Annotated in this window: 21 protein-coding genes; 16 read left to right on the forward strand and 5 right to left on the reverse strand. The window is 70.3% G+C overall.

Annotation, left to right across the window (positions count from 1 at the left end; all coding sequences use genetic code 11):
• The first annotated feature begins 8 nt into the window (after nucleotides 1–8).
• The 3 genes from OOJ91_RS33855 to OOJ91_RS33865 are packed head-to-tail and all read left to right on the forward strand — an operon-like array spanning nucleotide 9 to nucleotide 3,429.
• Nucleotides 9–992, forward strand: a complete 984-nt coding sequence (locus OOJ91_RS33855) for a hypothetical protein (RefSeq protein WP_266251688.1) — start codon at nucleotides 9–11, stop codon at nucleotides 990–992.
• Nucleotides 989–2,068, forward strand: coding sequence for a hypothetical protein (locus OOJ91_RS33860; RefSeq protein WP_266251690.1), 1,080 nt, complete (start codon nucleotides 989–991; stop codon nucleotides 2,066–2,068). Before OOJ91_RS33855 ends, OOJ91_RS33860 begins: the two co-directional genes overlap by 4 nt.
• A complete protein-coding gene (locus tag OOJ91_RS33865) occupies nucleotides 2,065–3,429 on the forward strand; it encodes a hypothetical protein (RefSeq protein ID WP_266251692.1) in 1,365 nt (454 codons plus the stop codon). The genes OOJ91_RS33860 and OOJ91_RS33865 overlap by 4 nt, the downstream gene beginning before the upstream one ends.
• Here OOJ91_RS33865 and OOJ91_RS33870 read toward each other — a convergent pair.
• Nucleotides 3,426–3,854, reverse strand: a complete 429-nt coding sequence (locus OOJ91_RS33870) for a hypothetical protein (RefSeq protein ID WP_266251694.1) — start codon at nucleotides 3,852–3,854, stop codon at nucleotides 3,426–3,428. The genes OOJ91_RS33865 and OOJ91_RS33870 overlap by 4 nt on opposite strands.
• A gap of 91 nt (nucleotides 3,855–3,945) precedes the next feature.
• Here OOJ91_RS33870 and OOJ91_RS33875 point away from each other — a divergent pair, with 91 nt between their 5' ends.
• Genes OOJ91_RS33875 through OOJ91_RS33885 form a run of 3 tightly spaced genes read left to right on the forward strand, consistent with a single transcriptional unit; the run spans nucleotide 3,946 to nucleotide 5,247 of the window.
• Nucleotides 3,946–4,257: a hypothetical protein gene (locus OOJ91_RS33875; RefSeq protein WP_266251696.1), complete on the forward strand. Its 312-nt coding sequence runs from the start codon at nucleotides 3,946–3,948 to the stop codon at nucleotides 4,255–4,257.
• On the forward strand, nucleotides 4,254–4,883 hold the full coding sequence (locus OOJ91_RS33880; RefSeq protein ID WP_266251698.1) for a hypothetical protein: 630 nt from the start codon (nucleotides 4,254–4,256) through the stop codon (nucleotides 4,881–4,883). Before OOJ91_RS33875 ends, OOJ91_RS33880 begins: the two co-directional genes overlap by 4 nt.
• Nucleotides 4,884–4,926: 43 nt before the next feature.
• Nucleotides 4,927–5,247: a hypothetical protein gene (locus OOJ91_RS33885; protein WP_266251700.1), complete on the forward strand. Its 321-nt coding sequence runs from the start codon at nucleotides 4,927–4,929 to the stop codon at nucleotides 5,245–5,247.
• Here OOJ91_RS33885 and OOJ91_RS33890 read toward each other — a convergent pair.
• Complete coding sequence (locus OOJ91_RS33890; protein ID WP_266251702.1) at nucleotides 5,244–5,753, reverse strand: hypothetical protein; 510 nt, start codon at nucleotides 5,751–5,753, stop codon at nucleotides 5,244–5,246. The two genes, OOJ91_RS33885 and OOJ91_RS33890, sit on opposite strands and share 4 nt — an antisense overlap.
• A 409-nt stretch (nucleotides 5,754–6,162) precedes the next feature.
• Between OOJ91_RS33890 and OOJ91_RS33895 the strand changes: the two genes are divergently transcribed.
• Nucleotides 6,163–7,488, forward strand: a complete 1,326-nt coding sequence (locus tag OOJ91_RS33895; protein WP_266251705.1) for a recombinase RecT — start codon at nucleotides 6,163–6,165, stop codon at nucleotides 7,486–7,488.
• Nucleotides 7,489–7,493: 5 nt separating this feature from the next.
• Here OOJ91_RS33895 and OOJ91_RS33900 read toward each other — a convergent pair whose 3' ends face one another.
• On the reverse strand, nucleotides 7,494–7,907 hold the full coding sequence (locus tag OOJ91_RS33900; protein WP_266251708.1) for a hypothetical protein: 414 nt from the start codon (nucleotides 7,905–7,907) through the stop codon (nucleotides 7,494–7,496).
• A gap of 508 nt (nucleotides 7,908–8,415) precedes the next feature.
• Here OOJ91_RS33900 and OOJ91_RS33905 point away from each other — a divergent pair.
• The 8 genes from OOJ91_RS33905 (at nucleotide 8,416) to OOJ91_RS33940 (ending at nucleotide 14,329) form a co-directional block, all read left to right on the forward strand.
• Nucleotides 8,416–9,468, forward strand: coding sequence for a hypothetical protein (locus OOJ91_RS33905; protein ID WP_266251711.1), 1,053 nt, complete (start codon nucleotides 8,416–8,418; stop codon nucleotides 9,466–9,468).
• Nucleotides 9,465–9,995, forward strand: coding sequence for a WhiB family transcriptional regulator (locus OOJ91_RS33910; protein ID WP_266251714.1), 531 nt, complete (start codon nucleotides 9,465–9,467; stop codon nucleotides 9,993–9,995). The genes OOJ91_RS33905 and OOJ91_RS33910 overlap by 4 nt, the downstream gene beginning before the upstream one ends.
• A 730-nt stretch (nucleotides 9,996–10,725) precedes the next feature.
• Nucleotides 10,726–11,793, forward strand: coding sequence for a hypothetical protein (locus tag OOJ91_RS33915; RefSeq protein WP_266251716.1), 1,068 nt, complete (start codon nucleotides 10,726–10,728; stop codon nucleotides 11,791–11,793).
• Between the two features lie 221 nt (nucleotides 11,794–12,014).
• On the forward strand, nucleotides 12,015–12,722 hold the full coding sequence (locus OOJ91_RS33920) for a hypothetical protein (protein WP_266251719.1): 708 nt from the start codon (nucleotides 12,015–12,017) through the stop codon (nucleotides 12,720–12,722).
• The gene (locus tag OOJ91_RS33925; RefSeq protein WP_266251721.1) at nucleotides 12,719–12,952 is read left to right on the forward strand and encodes a hypothetical protein; all 234 of its coding nucleotides are present in this window, start codon (nucleotides 12,719–12,721) and stop codon (nucleotides 12,950–12,952) included. Before OOJ91_RS33920 ends, OOJ91_RS33925 begins: the two co-directional genes overlap by 4 nt.
• 75 nt (nucleotides 12,953–13,027) lie before the next feature.
• Entirely contained in the window at nucleotides 13,028–13,402 is a 375-nt protein-coding gene (locus tag OOJ91_RS33930; RefSeq protein ID WP_266251724.1) for a DUF4326 domain-containing protein, read from the forward strand.
• Complete coding sequence (locus OOJ91_RS33935; RefSeq protein ID WP_266251727.1) at nucleotides 13,399–13,938, forward strand: hypothetical protein; 540 nt, start codon at nucleotides 13,399–13,401, stop codon at nucleotides 13,936–13,938. The genes OOJ91_RS33930 and OOJ91_RS33935 overlap by 4 nt, the downstream gene beginning before the upstream one ends.
• Before the next feature lie 76 nt (nucleotides 13,939–14,014).
• Nucleotides 14,015–14,329 (forward strand): hypothetical protein, encoded by a 315-nt coding sequence (locus tag OOJ91_RS33940; RefSeq protein ID WP_266251729.1) that lies wholly within the window; start codon nucleotides 14,015–14,017, stop codon nucleotides 14,327–14,329.
• 59 nt (nucleotides 14,330–14,388) lie between these two features.
• Here OOJ91_RS33940 and OOJ91_RS33945 read toward each other — a convergent pair whose 3' ends face one another.
• Together OOJ91_RS33945 and OOJ91_RS33950 are read right to left on the reverse strand one after the other, a co-directional pair.
• Nucleotides 14,389–14,907 carry a hypothetical protein gene (locus tag OOJ91_RS33945; protein WP_266251731.1) on the reverse strand — a complete coding sequence of 173 codons (519 nt, stop codon included), beginning with the start codon at nucleotides 14,905–14,907 and terminating at the stop codon, nucleotides 14,389–14,391.
• A complete protein-coding gene (locus OOJ91_RS33950; protein ID WP_266251733.1) occupies nucleotides 14,907–15,740 on the reverse strand; it encodes a ParA family protein in 834 nt (277 codons plus the stop codon). The genes OOJ91_RS33945 and OOJ91_RS33950 overlap by 1 nt, the downstream gene beginning before the upstream one ends.
• A 522-nt stretch (nucleotides 15,741–16,262) precedes the next feature.
• Here OOJ91_RS33950 and OOJ91_RS33955 point away from each other — a divergent pair.
• On the forward strand, nucleotides 16,263–17,210 hold the full coding sequence (locus OOJ91_RS33955) for a helix-turn-helix domain-containing protein (protein WP_266251735.1): 948 nt from the start codon (nucleotides 16,263–16,265) through the stop codon (nucleotides 17,208–17,210).
• The last annotated feature ends 18 nt before the right edge of the window (nucleotides 17,211–17,228 follow it).

Genomic DNA, 17,228 nt, shown 5'->3' on the forward strand with positions numbered 1-17,228 from the left:
GGCACGTGGTGGCCGGATGGGATTCAGTCCCCTGGATGGTCGGCGGGGGCGCGCAGCACAGCGCCGAGGTCGCCCGGGTGCTCGCGTACGTCGCCTGCCGCGGCAACGAGGGCGTCGTCGCCGCCGGCGACCTGACCGTGCGGGCGCTCGCCGTGCCCGGCGGCAGCGTCACCGTCTCCCCCGGGGCCTGTTCGATCCTGTGCCGGGCGACCGGGCAGATGCACCAGGCGTACACCGGCCGGAACACGACCGACGATCCGGTGCCGATCCCGGCCACCACCTCGTCCGGTGGCCGCTCGGATCTGATCATCGCCCGGGTGGAAGACCCGTGGTTGGCCGGCGAGCCGTGGCCGGACCCGACGGACCCGACGGTCGGTCCGTACATCAGGTCGGTGCGGGTGCCGGGCGTGCCAGCGGGCACGACGACCCTCGCCCAGCTCGGCCTGGGCTACACCGGCATCGAGCTGGCTCGTATCGACATTCCGCCGTCGACCGGCACCTTCACTCAGGCGATGATCAAGGATTTGCGGAAGATCGCCAACCCGCGCCGTGAGCGTCGGGTCGTGGTGTCGTCGCCGGCCGCGAACGACGACGTCACGTCGACGACGGTTTGGAAGGACTGGCCGGGGGTGGCTGTGAAGTCCGTCGCCGTCCCGAGCTGGGCGACGCAGGTGAAGATGACCACGCACGTCGGCGGGGCGCTGATCTACAACGACAAGACCGATGGATACCTCCGCAACCGGATCGGCGCCGCGACCTTCGGGCAGGAGACCCGCTTCGACACCAACTCTGCGGTGGCCGGCAACGGCATCGACCGGACCCTCATGACCGCCGACGAACTGGCCATCCCCGCGTCGCTGCGCGGCACGTCCGTCCCGATCGCCCTTCAGGCCATCCTCAGCCTGCGCGGCTCGTCCGGCACGGGCCTCCTGCGCGGGTACCAGGGCACCACCGTGGTGTCCGACCTGGAGTTCGTTGAGGTCCCCGAGTGACGTGGCGGTACATCGCCGCTCGTGCGCTCACCGGGGAGATCCTCGACTGGGACCTGCCCCTGAACCGCGATGAGCTGACCTGGGGACTGTCCCGGTCCGGGTCGCTGCGCGGCACCATCAAGCCGGACGTCGGCCAGCTACGCGCCGGCGACGGCCGGCTGCTCCTTGAGGAGTGGGGCACGATGCTGTACGCGGAGGCCGACCAGCAGATCCGGTGGGCGGGCATCGTGGTCAGCTCCGGGTTCGAGGGCGCGCAGTGGCGGATCGAAGCCGCCGGGGTGTCCGCGTACCCGCACGGGATTCCGTACCTCGGCGAGTGGCGGCCGGTGACGGTCGACCCGGCGGCCGCGATCCGGCACGTCTGGGACCACCTGCAGACGTTCGCCAACGGCGACCTGGGCGTGCAGGTCGTCGGTGACACCCCGGTGCGGATCGGCACCACCCAGGAGCCGTACCAGTTGTCGTGGTGGGATGCCACGGACTGCGGCCGGGAGATCGAGCAGCTGGCCCGCGAGGCACCCCTGGAGTGGGTGGAGGAGGCGGCCTGGTCGTCGCCCGGGTCGACGGCCGTGACGCACACGCTGCGGCTCGGGTACCCGCGGCTTGGTCGCCGCAGGAGTGACCTGGCGTTCGTGCAGGGCGACAACGTGACCGGCGTGGTGCCGGTACTGCGCAGCGGCGACGACTACGCCAACGAGGTCGTGGGCCTGGGCGCGGGTGAGGGTCGCAAGATGGTGTTCAGTCGCCTGCCTGTGATCGACGGCCGGCTCCGGCGGGTCGCCGTACGCAGCGACAAGAGCGTCACCGCGGCGAGCCGGATGGACGCGCTGTGCCGCGACGACCTCACCGCCCGGCAGGGCCTGCCCGAGATCGCGGAGATCGAGGTCGACGACCATCCCAACGCCGTGCTGGGGTCGTGGGCGCCGGGCGACGACATCCTCGTGCAGGCCACCGTGCCGTGGCTGGGGGACGTGTCGATCTGGTCCCGCGTGATCGGCTGGTCCCTGACCGGCGAGCACCGGGCGCGGGTGGCGCTGATGCGCAGCGACCGATTCGTCTACGGAGGCTCCGCATGACGGACCTGGTGGTGGCCAGGCTCGCAGCCCGAATCGTGGAGCTGGAACGTCGCTTGGAGGCCGTGGAGCGGGGACCGCAGCTCAGCCGGTCGAGTATCGAGGCCGGCACGCTGGAGGTGTACGACGAGTCGGGCACGAGCGTGCTCCAGGTGGGCCGGCAGGAAGACGGCTCGTACGCGGTGGTCGGTGCCAACGGCGGTCGGGTCGTCGCGGACACAGTGCCGCAGGAGGTGATCGACCAGATCACCGACGAGTTGGAGCTCGCCGACGGGGCGGTCACCGCGGCGAAGATCGCCGCGGGGGCGGTCACGACCACGAAGCTGGCCGATGACTCGATCAGCACGCCGAAGATCGTGGCCGGAGCAGTGCAGACCCTCCAACTCGCGGCTGGGGCGGTGCAGGCCGAGAAGATCGCTGCGGAGGCGGTGACGGCGGGCAAGATCGCGGCGCTCGCGGTAACCGCCGATAAGGTCGCGGCGAACGCGATCACCGCCGACAAGCTGGCCGCCAACGCCGTGACCGCCGGGAAGATCGCCGCTGGCGCGGTCACCGCCGACAAGATCGAAGCGACCGCGATCAACGGCAAGGTCATCACGGGTGCGACGTTCTACACGCGGGCGGCGGCGCCCCGGGTGGAGATGGGCGAGACCGTCTACGAGGGCGGCGCGATCGCCAGCATCAAATGGGACTTGCTCGGTCGGGGCTGGGATGAGCCGACGATCCAGGCGAGCAGCATCACCGGCGGGAAACGCCGTTTCACGATCCGCGGTCCGGCCGCGTCGGCGGGCGCGGCCGGCACCAGCCTCGTCGCCTCGGACACGGACTACTCGTGGCGGATGCTCGCGTGGACGGATCCACTCACCGGGGTCGTCGAGTACGCGTTCACGCCGACCGGCTTCACGATCGACGGCGCTGATCAGGGGCGTGGGCTGGTCGCTCGGGGGTGGGCGGTCGGAAACCCGGTGACGACAATGACCACGACCGAGACAACGATCATGACGATCAGCGACGGGTTCGCGCCGAACCGCGCGTACGAAGTGCTCTTTCGCTGCCAGGCGTCGGTGACGACGGCCGGTGACCTGACGATCCGCGTCAAGCGGCCCAACGGAACTGTGGCCGTCGACTGTGGGCGGGATCCCTTTCCCTCGGGCTCCGGGAACCGGCGATACGAGTGGCGCGGCGGGTTCATCACCGGCACATCAGTCAGCAACGTCGCGCTGCCGGCGCTGTTGACGTTCCCGGTGACGGGTCAGATGGCGTCGGGGAGTGTGGCCCTGCGCGGCTTCGGCAGCATGCCGCTGGAGGTCCGGGTCTACGACGTGGGGGCGGCGGCCGACCACGCCGGCATGCCGCAGCTCTAACGACCCGGGCCGTCCCACTGGCAGGAGGCCACGCCGGCCGGACCGGACTGGTCGAGCACCTGGCCGTCGATGACGATGGCGCAGGACACCGGATCGGTGACGTCCTGACCGAACAGCAGCACCTGCACGCTCGCGGGTGGCTCGGCCAGGATGACTTCCCGGCCTATCGGTGGGGATTCGGTGGACCCGTCGGCGAGGTGGATGGCTGCGGCAGCGCGGTCAGCCGGCTGGGCGACGATGACGATCGACGTGGTGTTTTCCTCGGCGGCGGCGCGGTGCTCGGGGGCGACCGCGAGGAGCGCGAAAGCGCCAGCAGCGAGGACCACGGTCAGCGCGCTTCGTCCCCGACTTTGAGAGCGGACCAGCCTTCGGTCGAGATCAACGATCGCCACCCCGCGATTATGCAAGGTGTTGGCGACATTCACGGTCAGTGAGGACGCAAGCCGACGGGCGGCCCTACCGTGGCGCCGGCCAGGTTGCGGTGGAAAGCGGGGGTATCGGGTGGACACGTCGCAGGTGGAGACGCTGCTTCCCGGCCTCGGCGCCTTCGGCACGTTCACGACCGCCGTGATCATCCTCGCGAAGATGATCGGTCACGACCGGGGCCAGCTCGTTGCCGCCGATGAGCGGTACAAGCAGGAGGTCAGGGACCACGCGGCCACGCAGGTCGAGTTGGACCAGGAGCGTGAGGCGCGGCGCCAGGCCGAAGACTCCGTGGCTGGTCTCGGCCGGAAGGTCGAGGCGTTGACCGAGCAGATCGTCCGGCAGACGGAGCGGATCACGCACCTCGAGCAAGAGGTGTCCAGACTGAACGGAGCAGCGGCATGAGGCGGGGCGTACGAGAGTCGACGGTACGGCGGTGGCCGCGCGGCCGGGTGGTCGCGCTGGCGCTGTTGATCGGTCTGACCTGCGGGCTGATGGGGTACGCGCTGCGGTCCGCGACGGCCCGTACAGGTGCCGCCGAGCGGCGGGAGGCGACCGCGGTGACGGTGGCCGAGCAGCTGTGCGACCAGGTACGCCAGGCCGGCATGACGTGCGTCGAGGACCCCGCCGAGCTGCGCGGCGACCAGGGCCCGACCGGTCCGGACGGTCCGGCTGGCCCCTCCGGGCCGTCGGGGCCATCGGGTCCGGCTGGGCCGTCCGGACCGCGGGGCTCGGCAGGTCAGCCCGGCGCGACCGGTCCGCCTGGAGAAGACGGCGCTGATGGGGTGTCGCGCGCCGGCGTCGCCGGCGTCGCTGGCGCCGCCGGCCCAGCAGGCCCCGCAGGCCCGGCAGGCCCGGACGGTCCGCCGGGGCCTTCCGGGCCTGCGGGGCCACCCGGGCCGTCCGGGCCTCCGGGCGCCGACGGCGCGGCCGGCCCGACATGCCCGGACGGTTATCACTCGCAGGCCGCGACCGTCCTGACGACCAGCGGCACCAAGCAGGTCACCCTGTGCGCTGAGGACGAGGAGTAGACGGCCGAGACGCTAACGCCTGCCCTACCTGATCGTGGGCGGCATGGATCTCATTGCCTGGGTGCAGGACACCCCGTCGTGGGCGCTGCTGGTCGGCGTCGTCACTCCGTTCCTCGTCTCGATCGTCAACCAGCCGCAGTGGTCGAAGCCCGTCCGGCAGACCGTCGCGGTGCTGGTCGCGGTCGTCCTCGGCGTCCTCGGCTGCCTGGCCGACGGGACGCTCGGCGACGGCATGACCGTGCTGCAGGTGATCACCGTGGTGGCGGTCGCGTCGCACGCCGCGTACAAGACGGTGCTGCACCACGTGACCACCCCCATCGAGGAGGCCACGAGCCGGCGCAAGGATTACGACCTGGCGTCCTAGTCGCCCTGCTTGTCGCGTTCCTCGCGACGCAGGGTGGCGAAGCGCTCCTGGTGGAGGGCGGCGAGCCGGCGAAGGGACACCTTCTTCGGGTTGCCGCCCGCCGCCTGGACCAGGCGGGCCCATTCGGGCTGGAACTCCTCCGCGAGGCGCTGGAGCGCGCGGCGCCGGGGTGAGGCGTCCGCGTCGACGGGCTCTGGGAGCTCGTTGATCGTCTGTCGTTCGGCCCGGGCGGCGTTGCGGATGGCCTGCCAGCGGCGGCGCTCATCGACTGGCTGGCCGGCCCGGTCCCGCTTGTCGGCCTGGCGCAGCAGCCAGGACAGGGTGCGGACCGTGCGGCCGCGCAGCGCCGGGTGGTGGAGTACGGCGCTGAGGGCCGCGGAGTGGTTGACGAGCAGGTAGTGAGTCAGGGCCTGCCGGAATTGGTCGTCGTCGGCCTGCGCCAGCTGCAGTAGCGCACGCTGGAACCGGGGATCGTGCTGGACCTCCACCTGCCGCCCTTCGCTCACGGGATCGCGCAGGCAGCATAGCCGCGTACAGGGCGCATGCCCCGGGAGGTCGCTGGTGTGTGTGATCAGGGTCTAGCATGGGTGGGACGGGCCTTCCCTGGCCCGGCCTGAGTGGGCAGCTGCGGCTGGATTTGCTCGACGATCGGTCTCCGGTTGGTCGGGCGCCCCTTGCGGGGTCCTTCCGTCCGGTCCAGCCACCCGTCCGTGGAGCGCAGTCGCTCGCGCGATGAAGCGGACAAACAGGTCGATCGCCGGGGAGGGCCCTCTTCAGTTCCGGCCGCCCGCCGCCAAGTGCGCAACAACTTGCGCACTGTCGATCTAGGCAGGTAGACTATGTGTGTGCGGGTGACAGTAACGTCGCCCGCCTTCACTATGGGCCCCGAGAGCGACGGGGCTACGGGAGGCAACCATGACCACGGACACCATTCCCACCGACGAGACCGCGGACGCGGACGCGGTGGAAGAGGGCGTCGTCGTCGACGAGGCCCCGACGCAGAGCCGCGACGTCGCGGTCCGTCCGGCCGCCGCCGGCGAGGTAGCCGTCCTGCCGACGGCTCGACCGGCGGTGGCGCGGGCCTACACCGACCCGCAGGGCGTGATCCACATTCCGACCCCGGTCGCGGGCATCGAGCTGAAGTTCACGTCGACCCAGGTGACTCTCGACGCCGCCCAGCTGACGCTGCTCGCGCCGCTCGGCATGAAGGCCGACTACGACCCGAAGCAGGTCGCGATCTTCCTGATGACGAGCCTTGAGCGCGGTCTGGACCCGTGGCGCAAGGAGGTCTACCTCTTCCAGTACAAGGACTCCACGGCGCCGGGTGGGAACCGCTACGTGTCGCACACGGGCATCGGCGGGTTCCAGGGCCTGGCCGAGGACACGGGTGAGTACGTCGGTCAGGTCGGCCCCCAGTGGTGTGGCCCGGACGGGCAGTGGATGGACTTCTGGCCGCACCGCGACCGGGCGCCGGTCGCGGCCCGGGTCGGGATCCTCCGCAAGGGCTTCGACGGCCCGGTGTGGGGCGTGGCGATGTACGACGAGTACGCCGCCACGAAGGACGTGTGGAAGGGCCCGCAGGGCGAGCGGTACAAGGCCGGCGTCGAGGTCACCGCGCAGTGGAAGCCTGCCGCGCTGGGCGGCAAGCCGGCCGTGATGACCGCGAAGTGCGCGGAGGCCGCCGGGTTCCGCAAGGCGTTCCCCCGGAAACTGTCCGGCCTGTACGTCACCGAGGAGTTCGACAAGCTCCGCGAGGCGGAGAGGGCCGCGCAGGAGGAGGCGGCGCGCGAGCGGCGGCTCGCGGCGATGGAGCAGGCGCAGGCGGCGGTTGTCCGGCCGACGTCGCCGGGGCCGGCGGCCCGGGCGGCCGGTTCCCGCCCGCAGGCGCAGCCGACCCCGCCCCCGACCGCCGCGGCCGCGGCCGCGGAGAGCGCGGTGCCGGTCAGCTCGCCGGTGGCCAGCGCGCCGGCGGGCGATGACGTGCTGGGAATGCTGCGGGCGGAGTTCGCCGAGCAGGCGACGATCTGCGGGATCGCCCAGGCCGCTTTGGGGCGTCGCTGGGTGGCGCAGTTCCGGCGCAACGTCGAGGACTTCGACGAAGCCCAGATGCGGACGCTGGTCCACGCCCTGCGGGAGATGGTGGGCGGGCTGTTGCGGTCGGCGGGCCGGACCGCAGAGGCGGACGCGTACGCGAACGCCCCGGACCACGCGCCGTTGGACGTCTTGTTCGGCCGGAAGTAGCGGGCCTAGAAGAGCCCCGCCGACACCGCGTTCGGCGGGGCTCCTGGGCACACCCGCGAGTACCAGGAGTCGACCTGCTCGGCCGTGGTCCCCGCGTCCGGGCTGGTCTTCCACGCCTTCCACATGTCCTCGTAGCGGGCCAGCACCGTGTCGAGTGGCCAGCTCAGCCGGTCGGCGACCACGTCCCACGTTGCGCCGGCGGACAGTTCCAAGAGGACGGCGCGGTCGAGCAGTTGCAGTGCGAGCAGTCGGGCGCGGCGGGCGGCGGTGATGTACTCGCCGGGTGCCGCGTGCTGGTCGGTGCTGGTGGGTGCCTGCTGGATGAGGTACTCGGCGGCGTCGCGGACCGCGTCGACGTGGGCCAGGCGGGCCTGGGCCCGCAGGGACAGCCCCTCGGGGGGTGCGGCGTCTTGGCTCACGCTGCTCCTCTTCCGTCGGTCCGGGTGGTCCTGGTCGGGTGCCCTGCTTCGGCAGCGGGGTGCTGGGGCTGAGAGGAGCAGCCGCGGCCGGTCGGGAGGGGCCCGTTGAGTATCAGCTACCGGGGTGGCCTCCGGGGTCACCCTACCTTGGTGCGCAACACCTTGCGCGCTTTCGATGATCTAGAGTACGTTTAGTCCGATACAGAAGCCCTGACCCGCGCATACCGTGCGGGCCCGGGGCCGCTCGGCGAAGAGCACGACGGGTGAGCGACCCGTCGACAGTTGGAAGGGCAACCCCTTGACCTCGGTCTCTCTGCCACCTCTGGTGGCACAAGCCGCGGCCATCCTCAATCAGGGATGGCCCGTCGGCCCGTTCCCCGCTGTCTGCACGTGTGGACGGTCCGCCCCCGACCACCTTGACGCCCTACCCGCCGGCTGCGCCGGCTTCCAGCTCGACCCCGCGTGGGAGCTGGCCGGCCAGGCACACGCGGTCGATACGCGGACCGTGATGTCCGACGTGGCCGAGCACAGCCGGGCCCAGCGAGCCGAGCGGAAGGCCGGCCCGGGGTGGAGCATCGGCGCCTCCGACGCCGGGAAATGCCGCAGGTCCATCCAGTACCGGGAGTCCCCGCCGGCCGGTTACGTGCCGCTGCCCGAGGACACCCGCAAGGCGGACGTCGGTACGGCCATCCACGAGGGTGCGACCATCGCCCGGAGGGCGCGCTACCCGTGGCGGATCTACAAGCTTGCGCTGCGTCTTCCCGGGCTGGACAAGCCCGTCGAGATCGACGAGTACGACCCGATCACCGCCACCGCCACCGATTGGAAGACCTCCGGCGACGGGGCGTGGGACATCATCGGCCAGCAGGGCCCGTGGCCCGACAACGAAGAGCAGCTCGACCTGTACGGGCTGGCCCTCGACCTGGCCGGATACCCGATTCGCCGGCTGCGCCTGATGTATATCCGGCGGGAGAACGGCGAGGAGGAAACGTTCGAGTGGCTGTACGACCGGGAGACCGCCGAGCAGTCCCTGTCAAAACTCGTCAGCGTCGGCACCGCGCTGGACCTCGGCGTCGACCTGCCCCGTGACCGGCCCGGCCCGTCCAGCGACCGGATCTGCCAGCTGTGCCCGGCCCGGGCGCACTGCTGGAACCTCGACGCCGCGGCGGAGGCCGGACGGTCGGGTGAGTCGTACACGATCCTCGGCCCGGATCCGGACGACCCGACGATCGAGTGGGCGGCTGCCCTGGTGGCCGAGGCCAACGCCGAGGCCAACGCCGCCGAGAAGCGGAAGAAGGAACTCGTGCCGCTGCTGGAGGGCGTCCGGCCGGGCGAGTACGGCGACTACGAGGTCTATCGGGGCGCGTCGACCAGCTACGACCACAAGGGCGCGAACGAAAAGATGGTGGAGCTGTGGAAGCTCCCGGAGGCCCTGCGCCCGGCGGCGGACACCCTGCCACGGGCCGAGCGGAGGCGGACCTGGTATACGCAGGTTCGGCTGACCCGGGCCGCGCGCCGTAAGCGCAAGGAAGCAGAGAAGGCAGCGAGGGCGGCGTCGTGACGTTCATCAAGGTGCTCGACCTGCAGCCGTGGGTGGACGCCGGGGTGATCGATGCCAAGGACGGCGGCCCGGGATCCTGGTCGCAGGCGGGCCTGTGCGCGCAGACCGACCCGGAGGCTTTCTATCCCGAGGGCGGCCGGTCGGCCGTGCCCGCGAAGCGGATCTGCCAGGGCTGCGACGTACGCCCCCAGTGCCTGACGTACGCACTGATCACCGGGGAGGAGCACGGCGTCTGGGGTGGCGCGTCAGCGAACGAGCGGCGCGGCATGGAGGTGCCCGAGCCGCCGAAGACGGCGAAGCGGCCTGCGCGGTCGGCTCCGGCGCCGGCGGCGAGTTTCTATCACCTGCAGGCCCGTCGGCAGGCCCTCGCTGTGCGGATGATGTCCGCCGGCGTTTCGGCCGAGGTCGTGGCCGTGGAGACGCAGCTGGCGGCGGACACGGTTCGCCGGCTGTGGCGGGAGCACCAGGCCGTCGACGGCGGTGTGGTCGACGGGCCAGATCCTGCGCCCGAGCAGCTCGCCGCATGAGAAACGAGCACGGGCCCGGCGTGGCCGGGCCCGCTGAACAGCTCGCAAATGGACGAGGAAGACCCTACCGCAGCGAGCCCGGCGGGCTGGGAATTGCGGGCCGGCGTGGTGTGGCGGCGCAACACGCCCACCGCGTGCGTGATTCTGAATCAGAAAGGGTGTAGAAACTTGGCATGGCTGGCACGAAGACGGGACGACCCACGAAGGGTGGCACTCGCCACTCCGTGCGCTTCCCAGAGGATCATCTCGCCCGATACCAACGCGAAGCCGATGAACTCGGCATACCGGTGTCGGATCACGTCGCCAACCTCGCGGCACGCGCTGCCGGCCTGCCGGAGGCGTGGCCCGCACCGGCCCCCGCAGACACACTGCCGCTGGAGTTCGCGGCCTAGCAGCAACAACTACAGACAAAAAGCAACGACGGCCGCAGCCCGAGTTTCCCGACCCAGCGCGACCGTCGTTCCAGTCCCGAGGAGCCACCACGTGTGCAGCCCCTGGGGTGTTGCTTGTGTGCCCATGATGGCACACGGCACGCCTGCACGCCTAGCAACCCGGCCGTCCCGGCGGCGCGACGTTAACCCCGCGCGCCCGGTACACACCTGCGCCATGACGACCCCCCGTGTCTGTGGTGATGCCTCATGACCTCACAGAGCCCTATTGGCGAGTGGTTCCACTTCGGCGAATTGCCGATGACCGACATCCCGAATCCTGTTGCGCAGGGGGCGGCCGCATGACCCCCGAGGCGATGACCGGCACCCAGCCCGGACGGGGTTTCGCGATGGTCCCGGCGTGGCTGGTTTGGAAGCAGCCGACCGCCAACGCGCTGACCGTGTACGTCCACCTCGCCCTGTACGGAACGTTCAACCCCGGCACGGCCACCTACGAGCAGTGCCGGCCGTCGAAGAGGACCCTCGCCAAGGGTGACCCCAAGAAGGGCTACCCGGGCACCGGGCTCAGCGAATCGACCGTAGGTAGGGCGCTGCGCGAGCTGGAAGCCCTGAACGCCATCAAGGGCGAGGAGCAATACGATCCGGCGACCGGTGCCCAGCTGCCGACGGTCTATCGGTTGATCTTCGGACAGGTCGTCGAAGAAACCGCAGCCCAGACCCCCGTGTCACCAGTGACACCCCCTCCCCGTGTCACCAGTGACACCCCCTCCCCCCATGTCACCGGTGACACGCCCCCCCCAATCACCAGTGAGGAGGGGGCCCATGTCACCGGTGACACCCCCCCCGTGTCACCGGTGACACACAACCAAGAACCACACACCAAGAACCACTTGACCCAGAGTTCCGATCATCCTGCGGATGATCGGCGCGGCGGCGATGGCGAGCTCCTGGACGAGCCGATCCAGATGTCGCTCGACGGAGCTATTCCAGCGCCACGCAAAGGAACTCCGAAGAAGACGGCGAAGGCACCAAAGCCGCAGCGCGAGCCCAGCACCCACGATGTTGCGATGGGTATCGCCCGGGACTGGATCGCCTACAACGCCAGGCACAACACCCCGATCGCCGGATCCCAGGTCCAGCACCGTCTCGCCAGCCTGGTGAAGCCGTTCCTCGAGCACTTCTCCGAGCGGGAGATCAAGTTCGCCCTCAACGACCTGCGCTCCGACGGGGTGCCCTCCACCCAGGCCATGCAGCGGGTTCTGAACCGGCGCCGAGGTGTCCAGCCCCAGCAGCAAAACCGCCGTCCCGCCCAGGCCGCCGGCACGCTGAACGTCAACGACGCCTGGTCCGACGGCGTAACCACCCGCCCGGCGATGGCCGGCGCAGCCACGGGAGGTGACCAGTGGTAACCCAGCCGACCCCTCCGGCTGCCGCAGAAATGATCACTCAGACGGCCCCAGGGGTCGCCAGAGCGATCAACAGCGGCGCACGTAGGCAGGAGCCGCAGGCGGCCGGCGCGCTCGCTCAGGGGCTTGCTGGGCTGATCCCGCAGCGCCTGCGAGGTCAACTCGTCCCCGAATTCGAGGAACGCGCCCGGCTCGCCCGAGAGGCCCGCGACGCCGGAGTGCCGGTGCCCCGTTCAGCATCCGACGACGACCTCCCGGTCAGCGACGTTGTACTGCGGCAACAGGCCGAGGCCCGTGAGCGGGCGCTGCAGGCGTGTTTGCCGTCGGCCCGGATGGCCGCCGAGGTCGGTCTGGCCAGCCTCGATCCGGACCAGCACCCCGGCGGGCTCGCCGAGTGGCTCGGAGACCCCGATCTCCTGACCCTGGTCCTGGCCGGGCGCACTGGCTCGGGGAAGACCCAGGCCGCGTACGCCACCGCCGCGGAGGCCGCCCGCAACGGCGCGATGATGCGCAACCGCCGAGGTCAGGTCATTCGCAAGCAGTTGCTCGTGCGGGCCTGGACCCTCAACGGCTACCTCCAGGCGCTGCGACCCAATGGCAGCAAGGAGCCGGTGTGGGAGATCCGCGACCGGGCGTACAACGCGGAACTGCTCATCCTCGACGACATCGGCCAGGCCATGGACGAGGAAGCCAGCCGGTTCTTCCAGGAGACCATCCACGAGCTGCTGTCGTACCGGCTCAACCAGGGCTATCGGACGATCTTCACCACCAACCTGCGGTCCCGGGACGCCTACAACGACCGTGGCGAAAAGATCCAGGTCGGCCTGGCAACCCGAGTCGGACACACCCTGTGGTCGCGGCTCAACGAGCGTTCGACGGTGCTCACGTTCACCGGTCCAGATCGGCGCATGGTCACGGAGTTGGACTGGTGACCCCGGACGACAGCCGGCGATTCTGGGCGCAGATCACCGAGGACACCCGACGCACCGCCCTGTGCCACCCGAGCGACGCCGACTGGATCCGGGCGCTGCTCGCCCAACACGGCATGAGCGAGCAGATCCTCGTCGAGCCAACCGCCGCCGTCGACCCCGGCAAAGTCCTGCTCTTCGACCACAACGCGGCCGCAGCCTACGAGCGGCAGGCCGCCCTCATCGAGACGTAACCAGCCGCCGGCGCGTACAACGACGTCGACCGCGCACCCCGGGTGAGCGACCCGGACAAGGGGAGGAACACCACCATGCTGCACACCCAGATCCCGCAACGCATCCAGCGGAAGCGGATAAGGGGCTGGAAGAAGCCGTCCGGCACCGTCGACATCACCCGGCCGGGACCGCTCGGCAACCCGTTCACGCTTCAGGCGATCCTCGCCGCAGGCCTCGCGGACACCAGACCGGCCGCCCAGCAGATGGCCGTCGACGCGTTCGCCGAATGGGTGCCCGGCGGCCAGGAGCCCGACCGCCTGCCGCTCGTCGACGGGCAGGCGAAATGGAAGCGGCTCCGCGCCGCGTTGCCACGCATCGTCGGGCACAACATCATGTGCTTCTGCGGTGTCGACCAGCCCTGCCACGGCGACGTCCTCCTGCCCCACGCCCGGGGCCTGGTGCTCCTGTGAGCCTCATCGGAACCCCGTCCTGGGCAGGCTGCCGCCGCTGCGGCGGTCTGCTCCCTGACGAGGTCGACAGCGACCTGGTCTGCCGGTGCGGATCCGGCGACCGACTCGGCGCCGATGCGTGGGAGTGGATCCAGCAGCAGCTGCTCGTTCGCTCCGGCGGAAACTGCGAGGCCCGCACGCCCTGGTGCCTCGCCGAGCACGGCACTGGATCGCTGGTCCGCCTGTCCCGGGAGCGCGTGTCCATCCACCACCGGCGGCCGCGCGGCATGGGCGGCACCCGCCGCGCCGACGCCCATGCCCTGCACAACCTGATGCTGCTCTGCGGGACCGGCGTCACCGGCTGCCACGGCTGGACCGAGTCCGAACGCACTGCGGCCAGACAGCGAGGGCTCCTCGTGCACCAGGACGTCGACCCCGCCGTCGCGCCGGTGGTACTGGCGTCCGGGCGGGTGGTGCTCCTCGACCGGCACGGGCCGTGGACTCTCGACCCGAACGGCGTACCGACCTACGTCGACGCGATTCCTGGGCTCCGGTGACCCGGCTGTCATGACAGCAGGCTGGCCAACATGCCGTCATGACAGCCGGCAGAACCCCTGGAGAACCATCCGGGCCATGCGGTACGAAGAGAGCATGCAGGTGGTGAATCGAGGGAAGTGCTCCGACTGCAAGAGGCCCGTGATTTGGGGCCGCCTACAGAACGGCCGCAGCCGCACCTTCCAGCCCGACCTGGTCAAGGCATCCGAGGTGCCGGCGGAGAAGGAGCGCTTCGCGGTACGCAGAGGCGAGCCGTACGTCATCGACCTGGAGGGCATCCGCCACAGCCCCGACATGCTTGTCCTGGTGCCGCACTACTGCGCCGAGTACCGGGAGAGGCGCCAGAACCGCAACGTCGACTCCCTGGCAGACCTCCTCCCGTCCGACGACTGAACGGCCGACGAGGGGCCGCATCCCCGAGATGTGGGGTTGCGGCCCCTCGTCGCCGTATCTCAGCGGTCGCGCAACTGCTCAAGCGCCGGCGCCAGCACCTCGCCGAGACTCACCCGATCCTCGTTGGCCCGGTCGATCAGGGCCAGCCACAGGTCCGGGTCGGCGTTGAAGGCGCTGACCAGCGCCGACACGACGCTGGACATGTCCCGACCCCGCATGAACGTGCCGCTGCGAAGGTCCCAGTGCTGCTGCGGGTCCATCTTGACCTGCAGCGGCTTCTTCGACGTCAGGAATCCAGCCGGAGCCGGGGGCACGACAACCGACTGAGTCCGGGCCGCAGGTGCCCGCCGGCGAGCGACCGGCCGACCGTCGGGCACGGCCACCTGCACCGCCGGGGCCGCCTCGATCTCCTTCGACGGCGCGGCCGGGACCGGGGCTTCGGGCTCCGGCTCGGTGACCCGCTCCGCCGGCGGAGCGGCAGCCTGAACCGGGGGCTTGCCCTGCGCCTCGTCGACCATGTCTTCGAAGATCCCCCGCGCGGGTGGGGGGGTAAGGGTAGGCCGCTGTGCCTTCACCATCAGCTCTCACCCCGCGCGATCAGCTGGTCGGCGATGCCCAGGAAGTCCCGGGCCGCCCGTCCTGACGGCTCGTACACCGTGATGGGCTGGTGCGCGGCGGTTGCTTCCCGCATCCGCACCGAGTCGACGACCGAGCCGACGACCGCGTCCGGATAGTCCCGCTTGAAGCCCTCCAGCAGCGCCTTGTCGAAACCGGAGTTGCCCTTGACCCTGCCGACGATGATGGCCGCGATCGTCAGGTCCGGGTTGATCCGGGCCCGGACCTTCTTGACCATCTTGAGCAGCTCCTCCATCCCAACGACGTCCAGCTCGGACGCCTGCACGGGGATGATGAGCTCGTCAGCGGCGCCGGTCGCGCCGATCGCCAGCACGTCCAGGGTGTGCGGACAGTCGACGATCTCGACGTCGATCGGGGCCTCACTTGCCGCCAGGGCGGCGCGGAGCACCAGCTCACTTCCGGCGTCACGTTCCTTCTCCACCGCGCGCAGACTGGTCCAGCTGGGCACGATGTAGAGGTTCGGCACGGTCGTGCGGGAGGTGGCCTGGTCCAGGTTGCGCTCGTCGGCGTACACGTCCAGCAGACCGCGCCCTATCTGGTCCCGGTCGGTGGGGGGCAGCCAGTGCGTCGCGGAGCCCTCCTGCGGGTCGGTGTCGATGACCCGCACGCGTAGCCCTCGGGCGGCCAGCGCCGCGCCCAGGTTGATGGACGTGGTGGTCTTCGTCGAGCCGCCCTTTTGGTTGATCACCGAGTAGACCCGTCGGCGGCGTGCCGGCGTGGGCTCCGAGTCGGCGTGCCGCGGCGCGGGCACGGCAGATGTGTGTGTGTCGGTCATCCAGTCAGTCCTCTCTGCATGCTGTTCGAGCGCACACTCTGCCGTGCCTGCGGGCGGAAGGGAATTAGGCGCGCAAGGAGTCGCGCAGTCTTGTGAGTCAGGTGCGTCACCAGCACGCAGGGCGTCGAGGTAGTTCGCCAGGTGTCGAGTAGGCGGACCGACCTCTCGGTCGGAGGTGCGGACGGCGACTGCGCCGCTCGGCTGGGCGTCTCGGCGAGCAGGCGGCGCGATGGTGGGAAGCCACTCTGTCTGCGCGGTAAGCCACTCCTCCAGCGGGAACTTTTTCTCGCTGACAGTCGCGCTCGGTGACGAGCCATCTGTTGCGCCGACTGGCACATGGGCCGGGCGTCCGGGTGACGGTACAACCGCACGTCCGGCTGCACGAATCGGCGAACTTGCTGCTGGAAGGTCGGTCGTCTGCGCTTGCGTCGGTCTGGTTGTTCGGTGAAGTCGCCGGATCACCTTCCGCCATGCCGTCATGATGGCCGACCACACGCCATGACGTTCTGTCGTCATGACGGCATGACGCGCGACCCGCCGCGTCTGCGGTTTCCTTGCCACAAGTGCATAACTACGAATAGCGTTCAGGGTGACGCGAAGGAGAGGACCACCTTGGAAGGGCAGGAACCGCTGCGACCCCGGGAAGCCCTGGGTAAGGAGCTCAAGGCGCTGCGCCTACAGGCGGGGCTCACCGGGACTGAGTTGGCCGCGCTCATCGGCATCACCCAGGTGAGGGTGTCCCGAGTGGAGACCGCCCGATTCCGGCCGGACCCGGGCGAGGTGGAGCGCTGGCTCGCCGCGACGGACGCCGACAATGAGACGCGCCGCCGCATTCGCCAGTTGACGACGTCGGCGGTGACCGAGGTGACGTCGTACCGGGCGATCTTCCGAGGGTCGCTGTTGAACGCCCAGCAGGCCCTGTTGCGGCAGGACGCCAAGGCTCAGCGGATCCGGCACTTCCAGCCGTTCATGGTCCCCGGCATGTTCCACACCGCGGCTTACGCCCGGGCCGCGCTCCTCGCCGTCCGGACCGTCGAGGAAGGCGTCGACGAGGCAGTCGAGGCCCGCCTTGAGCGCGGGCGCCGACTCCGATCGGCCGGCGCTCCGGAGTACCACGCCATCGTCACCGAGGCGGCATTGCGCTGGCAGCCCCTCAACTTCCGGTCCGCGGACCGGAACGAAGTGTGGCGGCAGATGCTCGCAGGCGCCGAGCCACCGAACATCACCGTGCAGGTCATCCCGACCGACACGCCGATGCGGCAAGCCCCGATGTGCGCCTTCATGATCACCCAATTCCGCACGGAGACGCAGGAGCCGACCCTCGTGCAGGTCGAGCTTCCCGCCGTCGAGATGTCGTTCAGCGGCAGCGACGATGTCGCCGCCTACGAGACGGTGTGGCAGCGCATGGCCGACGCCGCCCTCAGCCCGCAGGAATCCGCCGAACTCATCGCCGGACTCCTGCGCCAGTAACCCCCCACTCACATCGAA

This window comes from Micromonospora lupini (assembly GCF_026342015.1).
In the GTDB taxonomy this organism is placed as follows: domain Bacteria; phylum Actinomycetota; class Actinomycetes; order Mycobacteriales; family Micromonosporaceae; genus Micromonospora; species Micromonospora lupini_B.

Excerpts from the sequence above, each read along its gene's own strand:
- OOJ91_RS33865 (WP_266251692.1), top strand. The coding sequence starts at position 2,065 with ATGACGGACCTGGTGGTGGCCAGGCTCGCAGCCCGAATCGTGGAGCTG.
- OOJ91_RS33880 (WP_266251698.1), top strand. The coding sequence starts at position 4,254 with ATGAGGCGGGGCGTACGAGAGTCGACGGTACGGCGGTGGCCGCGCGGC.
- OOJ91_RS33885 (WP_266251700.1), top strand. The coding sequence starts at position 4,927 with ATGGATCTCATTGCCTGGGTGCAGGACACCCCGTCGTGGGCGCTGCTG.
- OOJ91_RS33895 (WP_266251705.1), top strand. The coding sequence starts at position 6,163 with ATGACCACGGACACCATTCCCACCGACGAGACCGCGGACGCGGACGCG.
- OOJ91_RS33905 (WP_266251711.1), top strand. The coding sequence starts at position 8,416 with ATGTCCGACGTGGCCGAGCACAGCCGGGCCCAGCGAGCCGAGCGGAAG.
- OOJ91_RS33915 (WP_266251716.1), top strand. The coding sequence starts at position 10,726 with ATGACCCCCGAGGCGATGACCGGCACCCAGCCCGGACGGGGTTTCGCG.
- OOJ91_RS33930 (WP_266251724.1), top strand. The coding sequence starts at position 13,028 with ATGCTGCACACCCAGATCCCGCAACGCATCCAGCGGAAGCGGATAAGG.
- OOJ91_RS33940 (WP_266251729.1), top strand. The coding sequence starts at position 14,015 with ATGCGGTACGAAGAGAGCATGCAGGTGGTGAATCGAGGGAAGTGCTCC.
- OOJ91_RS33945 (WP_266251731.1), bottom strand. The coding sequence starts at position 14,907 with ATGGTGAAGGCACAGCGGCCTACCCTTACCCCCCCACCCGCGCGGGGG.
- OOJ91_RS33950 (WP_266251733.1), bottom strand. The coding sequence starts at position 15,740 with ATGACCGACACACACACATCTGCCGTGCCCGCGCCGCGGCACGCCGAC.
- OOJ91_RS33955 (WP_266251735.1), top strand. The coding sequence starts at position 16,263 with ATGACGCGCGACCCGCCGCGTCTGCGGTTTCCTTGCCACAAGTGCATA.